Source organism: Bacillus cereus group sp. BfR-BA-01316 (assembly GCF_022664195.1).
In the GTDB taxonomy this organism is placed as follows: domain Bacteria; phylum Bacillota; class Bacilli; order Bacillales; family Bacillaceae_G; genus Bacillus_A.
In genome coordinates, this window is record NZ_JAKUGX010000054.1 from 1 (window position 1) to 12,333 (window position 12,333).

The window sequence follows — 12,333 nt, forward strand, 5'->3', positions numbered from 1 at the left end:
CTTTTTTGTCATTTTGAACATTCTCCGATCCCAATTTTCCTCTTATTATACAAGAAATACCCGATAGAATAGACTTTTTTTAAGTGTCTATTCTATAGGGTACATTTTAAATTAGCGTCTCTTTTCTATTATAATGATTGTTTTAAATTTACTTTTCCTTGCTCACCTAAAACGCCATCAGCAATATTTACAGCGTGATCACCGATACGCTCTAAGTTACTTACCATATCAACGAAAATGATGCTTGCATCACCTGAACAGCTACGTTCGTTTAAACGTAATACATGACGTTTACGAAGAACACGTTCCATTTGGTCAATTTTACGTTCTTTCGCAATAACCGTTTGAGCTAGTTCAGTGTCGAAGTTTGTTAAAGCATTGATTGCATCTTGTAATGTTGAAATTGTTAATTCAAGCATTTCATTTAATTCAGCTAGTGCTTCATCTGATAGTGAAACACGGTTTGAAATTTGGAAATCTACGAGTTCTACCAGGTTTTCTACATGATCACCGACACGTTCAATATCTCCAACAACACCTGCTAAAACTGAATGTTTTTCAGAGTCTGTAGGTGAAAGTGGTTTTTCTGATAGTAAAACTAAATACTCGGTAATTTTTTTATCTAAATTGTTAATAGCTGCTTCTAATTGAGTAGCCATGTCAGCGTGTTTTTTGTCTTGTGTATTTAAAAATTGATTTGCTTCTTTTAATCCATTTAATGAGAACTCAGCCATGCGAACAATTTCTTTTTGCGCTTCTGTTAGTGCGATAGCAGGAGATTGTTCAATAAAGATTGGATTTAAATGTTGCGGTTTAAAATCAATAGCGGAATCTTCACCGCGAATGATTTTTGTTACAATCCATGCTAACACTGCAATGAATGGGAACTGAATAACTGCATTCGTTATGTTAAATGTTCCGTGAGCAAATGCGATTGTCATTTCTGGATTTAAGTTTAATGATGTTTGGAAATATTGAATTAAACTTGTAAATGGTACTAATAAAATTGTAAAGATGATTGCACCGACGATATTAAAGATAACGTGAACTAATGCTGCACGTCTTGCTGCAATAGAAGTACCGATTGCTGCTAATACAGCTGTAATTGTTGTACCGATGTTATCACCAAATAATACAGGAAGAGCAGCTTGTAAATCGATTGCACCTTGACCGAATAATTCTTGTAAAATACCGATTGTCGCACTTGAACTTTGTACAATTAAAGTGAAGACTGTACCAACAACGATTCCTAAGATTGGGTTATCACTCATACTAACCATTAATTCTTGGAATGATTCTAAAGAGCGAAGAGGTTTCATACCTGAGCTCATCAATTCTAAACCGAAGAATAACATACCAAAACCGAATATAACTTGACCTAAAGAATGTACTTTTTTATTTTTAAAGAAGAATAGTAAGATTGCTCCAACTGCCATAATTGGAAGGGCGTATTCTCCGATTTTAATTCCGATAATAAATGCAGTAACTGTCGTTCCGATGTTCGCACCCATAATAACACCAATTGCTTGTCTTAATGTCATAAATCCGGCACTTACAAGTCCGACTGTTAAAGCGGTTGTTCCTGAACTTGATTGAATTAATACTGTAACTAACATACCTGCTAGTACACCCATAAGAGGGTTTGTTGTAAAACGATCTAGAATATCGCGAAGACGATCTCCAGCTGCTTGTTGCAGTCCATCGCCCATGTATTTAATCCCGAATAAGAAAATACCTAATCCACCAATGAACTGGAAGATCATATCTTGAATATTGTATTCCACGCATTCCACTCCTTAAATTTCATGTACGATGTAATTATTAACTAAACCTTGAGGCACTGTAAACGGTTTGTCTGTAAAATTTACACTAAATTTACAAAGTGATAAAAAGTTTACAATTCTTTAAAGAAACACCTGGATTTAATTGGTTTTTATGCATGGTATATGACTATTTTATGAAGAAGTCACATTTATCACACTATTTATTGATAGTAAAAATAGGTGAAGGGAAACTACCCAACTGGGTATGCGGATTGGAATTTTATTTTGTTATGATGATGGTTCTTTGCATATTTTTTGATTAAAGTTAGAAAAATATGTAGGGAAACGGGGCGGTTTGAAATGAGTGTACTGATGAAAGTAAAAAAACGATTGAAGTATCTTAATCCACTTCTTTGGAGTACTTGCAACATTAAAAAAGAGCAATTCGCATATGAATTTGCCCTGGTTTTTTATGTTAAAAAAATTTGAGTACTTCGTATTGTAAAAACTGTGTGCAGTGTGCTTGTTTATCATGCTATTTGTGGGAGATAAAGCTACCCACTGATTAAAGTTTCACTTTATTAGGAGTTGTCGTTATGTTTCAAGTTTATGACGACATTTCCCTTTTTGTGTCCTTTTTCAACATATATGTGAGCTTCAACAATTTCCTCAAAAGTGTATTGCCTATCAATGACCACTTTTATTTTACCGTTCTCAACAAGTTCTTTAAGGAAATTTAATGCTTCGGAAGTTTCAGGTGCGTTTTGACTTAATATTAGTCTCTTGCGACTTGTCAATTTAGTCCATAGCATTTGAGCACTCGGTAACGGTTCAACGATATTTATATAGGTACCATCTTCCTTTAACATTTTAATACAATCTGAAAAGGAACTCCTATTTACCGCTTCAAAGATAACATCATAAGTTTCGTCTGTAGTAGAAAAATTTTTTGTTGTGTAATCAATTACTTCGTCAGCTCCTAGAGATTTTACCAATTCTAAATTTGAGCTACTGCACACCCCTGTAACTGTTGCCCCAAAATACTTGGCAATTTGTACTGCATAACTTCCTACGCTTCCAGAAGCTCCATAAATAAGGACGTTTTGACCGCTCTGAACGTTAGCTTTTTTAAGGAAGAACAAGGCTGTACGTGCCCCGATTGGAATGGCTGCAGCTTCTTCATAGGTTATATTGGAGGGTTTCATGCACACTGGTCCATCTTCAGGTAGACAAATATACTCAGCATAAGAACCAAAATTTACTTGGGTAGCTGCAAAAACTTGGTCTCCTTTTTTAAATCGTGTGACGTCTTTTCCTATTGATTCAACTTCGCCAGCCAATTCCATTCCTAGTATTTGTTTTCTCGGTTGCTTAAAGCCAAGTGCGATTCGAGCAGGTAGCCAAACAGAAGAGGAAACAGTAAAACTCCGTGAGCGAATATCTCCTGCTGTTACGGTTGTCGCTTTTATTTTTACTAGTATTTCGTTTTCTTTAGGAGTAGGTTTTTCTACCTCTTTCAGTTGGAGAACGTCAGGGGGACCGTATTTTGTGTACATTATTGCCTTCATTATATTTCCTCCAATTCGTTCTATATATTAATATCATACGAACAACATGAATAAATAGAACAGCGGTTCACTCTTCAATACAATGAAAAAAGCAGTGTGATTTTTCTTAGGAATCCACTGCTTTTTTCATTTGTGTATACATGATCTTTTTAGTTTAAGTAATTTGAAAAAGAACTAATTAACATTACCCAACGGCTTTTTCTTTTGTTTTATCCCCCTGTTTTTGCTTCCGTAAGCTTGTAATGTAAATGAAAAGGAAGGCGATAAGTAATAGAGAGGAATATCGATATACAGTTGCATAGTTGGTAAAGTGTGCAATGAATCCAAAAATAATCGCTCCAGCACCAATTCCAAGATCAAATGCTGAGAAGAATGTTGCTGTTGCTACTCCTCTCCGGTGCGGTGCTACTCGGTCAATCATCCATGCTTGTAGTGCCGGTTGAATTGCTCCGAAACCACTGCCGTAGCACGCTGCGGCAATAATTAAACTCGGAATTGTAGTTGTATACGACAGCAAAATAATACCTGTAAACGTAATAATAACTCCTGGAATGATGACGAATGTATGGCCTTTCGTATCATATAATCTTCCAGAAAACGGACGAGTTACAGCGATTGCAAGTGCGTTAAATAAAAAGAAGAGACTGATATCAGCAATCCCGACTTCCGTAGCAAATAATGTGATAAAGCTCCCAATTCCCCCGTACATTAATGTAATACATAATATTAATAATGAAGGAAGTAAAGCTTTACGCTCAATAAATCCATCGAGAAAGGTACCAGATGTTTGCTGTGGTGGTTGCGGCGATTTTTTGATTTGAAGTAGTTTCGTTAATATTAATGAAACTATTGTGCATGAAAGTGCACATAAAAAAAGAATCGTGAAGTTATATGTTTGCATAAGCCAAAGTCCGATAAGCGGACCGAGCGCCATGGCGATAGTTCCAGAAAGACCGAAATACCCCATGCCTTCACCGCGGCGAGCTTGCGGAATTAAATCTGAAACGACAGTTCCGTATGTAGTCGTTGTAATACCAAAACCAGCTCCATGTAAAATTCGAACGGCAAGCAATAGGAAAACGGTTGAAGCGAAAAGATAACTGCCCATAGCGAGTAAACAAATAGCGGTACCGATCATTAAAATGATTTTTTTGTTGAATTTCTGCAAGGCATTTCCAGTTAGCGGCCTAATAAAAAGTGCTGCAACGGTAAACATGCCGACAACGAATCCGATATTTGAACTTGTGCCCCCAATTTCTTTCACATAAACAGGTAAAGTTGGAATTAACATTTGAAATCCTAAAAACATACATAAGTTTGCTAGAATTAGCGCAATAAACTCTTTTGTCCATAACGGTTCTCGTTTTACGAGTACTGCCTCCCCCATATATTCATCCCCTATATAAAAGTTTTCTCTGTTCTTTCGAGTATATGTAGTGGTCAACGTAACAGTCAAGGAAGGTGCCTTGAAAACGTATAACAATTTTCGAGGCAAAAAAACTGACAAATTTGTGGAAAGACTACACAACTTTGAAAAAAGATGTAAAGTATAGATGTATAGACTAGTAGTTGTTATGAATGATAGAAATTATTTTTTCTTTAAAGAAAGCGGATTCAAATGGTAGTGGGCGAGAAGGGGATACATACTTTTTCACTACATATATTTGAAAAGGTTTACAATATGATGAAGAAAGAGGCGTGTACATATGAGACGATTAGGTATTTCTATTTATCCAGAACATTCGACAGTAGAGGAAGATAAGGAGTATTTAACATTAGCAAGTAAATACGGATTTACACGTGTATTCACATGTTTATTATCTGTAGATGGCGAAAAAGAGACAATTATAGAAGAGTTTAAGGAAACGATCTCTCATGCGAATGCATTAGGGTTCCAAGTATTAGTTGATATTAGTCCAGCTGTTTTTGAACAACTAGGTATTTCGTACGATGATTTATCGTTCTTCCATGAACTAGGTGCTTATGGTATTCGTTTAGATGTTGGTTTCTCAGGTTTAGAAGAATCGATTATGACGTACAATCCATACGGCTTAAAAATTGAGATTAATATGAGTAACGGTACGAAGTATGTAGATAACATTATGAGCCATAGACCAAATCGTGAAAATTTAATTGGCTGTCATAATTTCTATCCGCATCGTTATTCAGGATTATCATATGATCATTTCATTAAATGCTCGAAACAATTTAAAGATTACGGTATGAGAACAGCTGCTTTTATTTCATCATTCGATGCAACCTATGGACCTTGGCCAGTAACAGAAGGGCTATGTACGCTAGAGCAGCATCGTGAATTGCCAATGACAACACAAGCGAAGCATTTGTTTGCGACAGAATTAATTGATGATGTTATTATTGCGAACGCTTATGCATCAGAAGAAGAATTACAAGCACTAGGTGCATTAAATAAAGAGAAACAAACATTTGATATAGGACTATATGATACAACAACAGAATTAGAAAGAATTATTGTGTTAGACGAACCGCATTTTTATCGCGGAGATGTATCTGAATATATGATTCGTTCTACACAGAGTCGTGTGAAATATAAAAAAGAAGAGTTCAAACCGCATAATACGCGCGAAATTAAGCGCGGTGATCTTTTAATTGATAATGAACAGTATGGTCAATATAAAGGTGAATTGCAAATTGCTTTAAAAGATATGGTGAATACAGGAAAAACAAATGTAGTTGGCCGAGTTGTAGAGGAAGAAATCTTCTTATTAGATTATTTACAAGCTTGGGATAAGTTTGGATTTACATTAAAGAAATAGAGAAAATAAAAAAGGAAAAAACTACTGACCTCAGCAGCTTTTTCCTTTTTATATATAGAGCGAGAGGAAGAGCTATGACAAAAGTGCATCAGCGATTAATTTCCATTTTAGAGGAGTTTTTAGAAGAGAAATCGATGTTAAATAGGGCCTTTCTAGCGAGCCGTTTACATGTATCAACGAAGACGATTCAAAAGGATATAAAATTATTAAATGATATATTGGAAGAACACGGAGCGAAAATTGAATCACAAAGGGGGAATGGGTACGAACTAGAAATTATACAAACTAAGAAGTTTGAAGATTTTTGCGTAGATGTATTTCAAAAACAGACGGAAAAGATTCCCACTTCTTATGAAGAAAGAGTAGCGTATATTTTACAACGTATTTTAACGACAGATGGGTATGTGAAGCTTTCACAGCTAGCGGAAGAGATTTATGTGAGCAAATCTACTGTAAACTTAATTATGAAAGATGTTACGGATATTTGTAGTCGCTATGAGTTACAAATTGAAAAAAGACCATATTATGGTATACGTATTGTGGGAGAAGAATTTAATATTCGTTCTTGTTTATCACAATATGGTTTACCGCGGTATGACCATACTCCGTTTCATGAGAACTATGAGCAGACGGACACATATTTATCGTTACCTCATATTTCTCTCATCCGCTCAGTTATATTAAAGTATATCGAGGGAGGAACGATATATTTATCAGATATAGAAATTGATAATTTATCAATTCATATTGCGATTGCTTTAAAGAGATGTCAAGATGATCATTACATTCAAGCACTGCATGTAGAGGAATCTGAACTTATAATAAAGAAAGAATATAAAATTGCGAAACAGATTTTAGGGAATTTAGGGGAAGAGCTAAAACTTCAATTTCCAGAAGAAGAAATTTTATATGTGACGATGCATTTATTAAGTACAGCTGTTACAGCAAGAGATCGCTGTGAAAATGTGGAAGAGCTATTAGGGAAAGACGTATATGCATTCATGCAGCATATTCTTTTCAAAGTAGCGGAAGAACGGAATCTTACTTTTTATTATGATGAAGAATTATTATTTGGTTTTGGTGTTCATTTAAAAACGTTATTAAATCGTTTGAAATATAAATTAAATACGAGAAATCCTCTTTTGGCAGAAGTGAAAAAAAATTATCCATATGCTTTTGAAATTGCAGTTCTCGTTGGAGATATAATTGGTGAATATACGGGTGAATCCATTCCAGAGAGTGAAATTGGTTATATTGCCATTCACTTTGGAGGGGCGATGAGCCGTTTACAAGAAAATAATCAAAAGAAAAGATGTTTATTAATTTGTGCGACTGGTCAAGGGAGTGCACAGCTACTGAAATATAAAATTCTATCACAGTTTCGAGATAAATTAGAGATTGTAGGTATTACAGGCTATTATCAATTGAAGGTAGAAGAACTTTACAAAGATAAAATAGATTGTATTATTAGTACGATTCATATACCGAGTGGTTTGCCTGTGCCAGTTATAAAAGTGAATTCAATATTTGATGATAAAGAGATTAAATCGATTGGTCAGCAGTTGTTTACTCATGTGAATAATAGTGTGCAGCAATATATTAAGGAAGATTTGCTCTTCTTAAATCGTAGTGCTTCTACGAAAGAAGAGGTTATCCAGTTTTTATGTGAGAAAGCTGCTGCGAAAAGTTATGTACCTGCAAACTTTTATGCTTCTGTTATGGAGAGGGAGAACACATCTCCTACAGCGGTTGGAAATTTAGTTGCGATTCCACACCCGATGCAGTTATTAAGTGAACAAACATTTTTGATGTTTTGTACACTTGAAAAGGCTGTTGACTGGGGAGATAAGAAAGTACAAGTTATTATTTTATTTAGTGTGAAGCGCAATAATAATGAAGATTTACAAAAGCTTTATGATTTTTTATATGATATTATGTCTAGTCAGAATACGATAGAGAAATTAACTCAGGCTGAAGTAATTGAAGATTTCCAAGAGATATTATTATCTTTATAAGAAAAGTATATAAAAACTTCCGTTACATAACGGAAGTTTTTTATGTTTAATTGTATGCGTTTTCATAATAAGATAAAAATATAGAAAAAACATAGCTTGGAGGAATTTAAAATGACTGATATGCAAACTCCATTTGCGTTAATTTTACATGGTGGCAACGCTAGAAGCGCCGCACTTGAAGCGATTGCTTTTGCAAGACAAGGAGATTTTCAGAATGCGAGTGAAAAGATGGAACTTGCTAGTGAGGAAATATCATCCGCTCATCGTATTCAAACGGATTTAATTCAAGAGGAAGCAAGAGGCAATCATGCAGAAATAAGTTTATTATTAGTGCATGCACAAGATCATTTAATGAATGCAATTACAGTGAAAGAACTTGCTGAGGAATTTATTACTCTTCATAAACGAGTGGAAGAGAAAGTGACAGTATAATATGTACATTTTATTATGTTGTGCAGCAGGTATGTCAACGAGTATGGTTGTAAGAAAAATGCAAGAAGAGGCAAAGAAACAAGGGAAGGATTATAAAATTAAAGCAGTTGATTCGGAACTTGTGAAATTGGAAATAAAAAATGCTGATGTTGTTTTAATCGGACCACAGGTGAAGTATTTGTTTCCAGCAGTGGAGTTTCTTGCGAAGTCATACGATATACCAGTTGCAATTATAGAACAACGAGATTATGGCATGTGTGATGGTTTGAAAGTACTTAAGCAAGCCGAAAAGTTAGTTTTAGCGTAATTATATTTTTTTTAATATAAACATTATAATGTTATAACTTTTGTTTTCGGCAGATTGAACATAGGGAGGGTTATCGATGAATGGTTTTATGAGTTTTATGGAACAGAAGATTATGCCGACAACGCAAAAGATTGCGGGGCAACGACATTTATTAGCAATTCGGAATGGAGTTATTTCTACATTACCGTTAACGATTGTCGGGTCATTTTTCGTTATCTTTTTAAATTTACCAATTGATGCATATATGGAGTGGATTGCACCGTTTCGCCATATTTTAGATATTCCATTCCGATTTACAGTAGGTTTAATGGCTTTATACGCAGCATTTGGGGTAGGGGCCTCACTTGCGAATTTTTATCAGCTCAATCAGTTAAGTGCAGGATTATTATCTGTACTCGCCTTCTTACTAGCATCAGTTGAACCTATTCAAATAACAAAAGCTGTACCAGGTGTTATTGATGCAGGAAGATATATTTCAGTAGGGACATTAAGTGCTACGTCTTTATTTGGAGCTATTGTGACAGCATTAATTGCAGTTGAAATTTATCATTTCATGATTAAGCATAATATTTCGATTAAATTACCAGATAGTGTACCACCAGCAGTTGCAAATTCATTTGCAGCATTAATTCCAACTTTAGTAGTTATTCTTTTATTCTGGGGTATTCGTTACGGTTTGAAATTTGATGTAAATACAACGATTACATATTTAATTGCACCATTAAAGTCAGTATTAGTAGGAAATAATTTATTCGGTGGTTTATTAACAGTATTCCTAATCGTATTCTTCTGGTCGTTCGGTATACATGGCCCAGCGATTTTAGGACCAATTATTCGTCCAATGTGGGATTCAGCAATTCTTGAAAATATGGAAGTGTTCACCGCTACAGGAAACGCACATCAGTTACCGAACTTATTTACAGAGCAATTTATTCAATGGTTCGTATGGATTGGTGGATCAGGCTCAACGTTAGCCTTAGTTATTATGTTTATGTTCTCTAAATCGAAGTTCCTAAAAGAATTAGGTAGATTATCATTCGTACCAGGTTTATTCAATATTAACGAACCAATTATTTTCGGGGCACCAATTGTAATGAACCCAATTTTAATTATTCCATTCGTTATTACACCGTTAGTTACAACGACAGTATCATATTTCGCAGTTGTTTCAGGTATGATTCCGATGATGATGGCAAAGCTGCCATTTACGATGTTAGCGCCAATTGCAGCTATTATTAGTACGGACTGGACAATTATGGCTGGTGTACTTGTACTTGTTAACTTTGTTATCTCATTCGTTATTTACTATCCATTCTTCAAAATGTATGAGAAACAACAATTAGCAGGAGAGGAGAAAACAGAATGCTCGGAGCAATTATCATCTTAATTACATTCGTAGCGGGGCAGTGCATTGCGCATTATTCAAAATGGGTACAAAGTAAATCTTTATTAGTGTTACTACTTGTATCGATATTATTTATTGGATGTTCAATGGGAGCTTATGTAGCGTTTAGCTTACAATCACCGTTCTTTATCATTGTACCAACGATTTTATGTGCAACATGTTTATCTGCAAAATATAGATTTACGAGCATGGCATTAATACAACGTGTAAAGGAGATGCAAAAGCATGGAGCGTAAATTAGGAATTTCTCTTTATCCAGAGCATTCAACGAAAGAAAAAGATATGGCATACATTTCAGCAGCGGCACGTCACGGTTTTTCAAGAATATTCACTTGTTTACTGTCTGTGAATCGTCCGAAAGAGGAAATTGTAGCGGAATTTAAAGAAATTATTAATCATGCAAAAGAGTATAATATGGAAGTTATTTTAGATGTAGCGCCGGCTGTATTCGATCAACTTAGTATTAGTTATAGTGATCTATCATTCTTTGCAGAGTTAGGTGCAGATGGCATTCGTTTAGATGTAGGGTTTGACGGGTTAACAGAAGCGAAAATGACGAATAATCCATATGGATTAAAAATTGAGCTGAATGTAAGTAATGATATTGCCTATTTAGAAAATATCCTTTCGCATCAAGCGAATAAATCAGCTTTAATTGGTTGTCACAATTTTTATCCGCAAAAATTCACTGGTCTTCCGTATGATTATTTCATTCGCTGTAGTGAACGTTTTAAAAAGCACGGTATTCGCAGTGCAGCCTTTATTACATCGCATGCAGCTGACATCGGTCCATGGGATATTAACGACGGATTATGTACATTAGAACAACATCGTAATTTACCAATTGAAGTACAAGCGAAACATTTATGGGCAACAGGGCTTATTGATGATGTTATTATCGGAAATGCTTATGCGAGCGAAGAAGAATTAGAGAAACTAGGAAACTTAAATCGTTACATGTTACAGCTGAAGGTACAATTTGTAGATGAAGCGACTGAAGTAGAGAAGAGAGCGACACTGCAAGAAGTACACGTAAGACGCGGTGACATAACAGAATATATGGTGCGTTCTACAGAAGTACGTAAAAAGTACAAAGACGACGACTTCCCAGTACGCCAAAGTGTAATGCAAGAAAAAGGTCAAATTATGATTGGTAACAACTCATTCGGAAAGTATAAAGGTGAGTTGCAAACCATCTTGAAAGAAATGCCGATAGATGAACGGAAAAATATTGTCGGTACAATTGCTGAAGAGGAGTTGTTCTTACTAGATTATGTAGGGGCTTGGACGCAGTTTACTTGTGTGGAATAGGGAAGAGAAGGAGGGGGATGCTATGGCATCCTCTTTTTTCTGTTGAAATAGTAGTCTATCGTCTATAGAATTCAAAGGGATGGATTTAATTTGGACAGGAGAGAAGGAGAAAGAATGTAAGAATCATAAAAAAAGAGTCAGTCTCAAAGTAGAGACTGACTCTTTTTTATAGTAATTAGTTTAAAATTTTCACTGTAACTGTTTGGCGTCCCCAGTTACTTGATGTACCTTTATCTGGCATTAAAACATCAATTTTATTACCTTTAATAGCTCCACCAGTATCACCAGCGATTGCTACTCCGTAACCTTCAACCCATACTTTTGAACCTAATGGAATTACACTTGGATCAACTGCAATTAGTTTCATGTTTGGATTTGCTGTTAAGTTGTGACCTAAAGCTGATTTTACTTGGTCGCCTGCTTTATAACCATTTTCAAGTGGATCTGCTGTGTAAGCTGTTGCTTCAACTCTTAATTCACGAGAAGAAGATGGTGTACTTGTTTCAGTTTCTTTCGCAACAGGTTGTTGTGTAGCTGGTTTTTGAGCTTTAGCCGCTTCACGAGCTTCAGCCGCTGCCCGAGCTTCAGCTGCTTCACGAGCTTTAGCTGCCTCCTCGGCTTTAGCTTCTGCTTGAGTTTCAGCTTCTGCCTGAGCTTTAGCTTCTGCCTGGGCCTTAGCTGCTTCTTGAGCCTTAGCTGCTGCTTGAGCTTCAGCTGCTGCCTGAGCTTTAGCTTCT

General features: G+C 35.6%; 11 protein-coding genes. 7 read left to right on the top strand and 4 right to left on the bottom strand.

From position 1 onward, the window contains the following. Positions 1 to 128: 128 nt before the first annotated feature. The 3 genes from MR071_RS24315 to MR071_RS24325 form a co-directional block, all read right to left on the bottom strand. Complete coding sequence (locus tag MR071_RS24315) at positions 129 to 1,784, bottom strand: Na/Pi cotransporter family protein (RefSeq protein WP_105585810.1); 1,656 nt, start codon at positions 1,782 to 1,784, stop codon at positions 129 to 131. 560 nt (positions 1,785 to 2,344) lie between these two features. Then, the gene (locus MR071_RS24320; protein ID WP_242238177.1) at positions 2,345 to 3,331 is read right to left on the bottom strand and encodes an NAD(P)-dependent alcohol dehydrogenase; all 987 of its coding nucleotides are present in this window, start codon (positions 3,329 to 3,331) and stop codon (positions 2,345 to 2,347) included. Positions 3,332 to 3,515: 184 nt separating this feature from the next. Next, entirely contained in the window at positions 3,516 to 4,718 is a 1,203-nt protein-coding gene (locus MR071_RS24325; protein ID WP_242238178.1) for an MFS transporter, read from the bottom strand. 319 nt (positions 4,719 to 5,037) lie between these two features. Here MR071_RS24325 and MR071_RS24330 point away from each other — a divergent pair, with 319 nt between their 5' ends. From MR071_RS24330 to MR071_RS24360, 7 genes are all read left to right on the top strand, one after another. Beyond that, complete coding sequence (locus MR071_RS24330; RefSeq protein ID WP_242238179.1) at positions 5,038 to 6,126, top strand: DUF871 domain-containing protein; 1,089 nt, start codon at positions 5,038 to 5,040, stop codon at positions 6,124 to 6,126. 74 nt (positions 6,127 to 6,200) lie between these two features. After that, positions 6,201 to 8,141 (top strand): BglG family transcription antiterminator, encoded by a 1,941-nt coding sequence (locus tag MR071_RS24335; RefSeq protein ID WP_242238180.1) that lies wholly within the window; start codon positions 6,201 to 6,203, stop codon positions 8,139 to 8,141. 111 nt (positions 8,142 to 8,252) lie between these two features. Then, positions 8,253 to 8,573, top strand: a complete 321-nt coding sequence (locus MR071_RS24340; protein WP_002125414.1) for a PTS lactose/cellobiose transporter subunit IIA — start codon at positions 8,253 to 8,255, stop codon at positions 8,571 to 8,573. 1 nt (position 8,574) lies between these two features. Continuing rightward, positions 8,575 to 8,880: a PTS sugar transporter subunit IIB gene (locus MR071_RS24345; protein ID WP_105585804.1), complete on the top strand. Its 306-nt coding sequence runs from the start codon at positions 8,575 to 8,577 to the stop codon at positions 8,878 to 8,880. Positions 8,881 to 8,956: 76 nt separating this feature from the next. Then, positions 8,957 to 10,267 carry a PTS sugar transporter subunit IIC gene (locus tag MR071_RS24350; protein WP_071747814.1) on the top strand — a complete coding sequence of 437 codons (1,311 nt, stop codon included), beginning with the start codon at positions 8,957 to 8,959 and terminating at the stop codon, positions 10,265 to 10,267. Continuing rightward, positions 10,243 to 10,521 (top strand): hypothetical protein, encoded by a 279-nt coding sequence (locus MR071_RS24355; protein WP_002150399.1) that lies wholly within the window; start codon positions 10,243 to 10,245, stop codon positions 10,519 to 10,521. Before MR071_RS24350 ends, MR071_RS24355 begins: the two co-directional genes overlap by 25 nt. Then, positions 10,511 to 11,596, top strand: a complete 1,086-nt coding sequence (locus MR071_RS24360) for a DUF871 domain-containing protein (protein WP_242238181.1) — start codon at positions 10,511 to 10,513, stop codon at positions 11,594 to 11,596. The genes MR071_RS24355 and MR071_RS24360 overlap by 11 nt, the downstream gene beginning before the upstream one ends. A gap of 175 nt (positions 11,597 to 11,771) precedes the next feature. Here MR071_RS24360 and MR071_RS24365 read toward each other — a convergent pair. After that, positions 11,772 to 12,333: 3D domain-containing protein (locus MR071_RS24365; RefSeq protein WP_242238182.1), on the bottom strand; the 562-nt coding region annotated here is incomplete at its 5' end.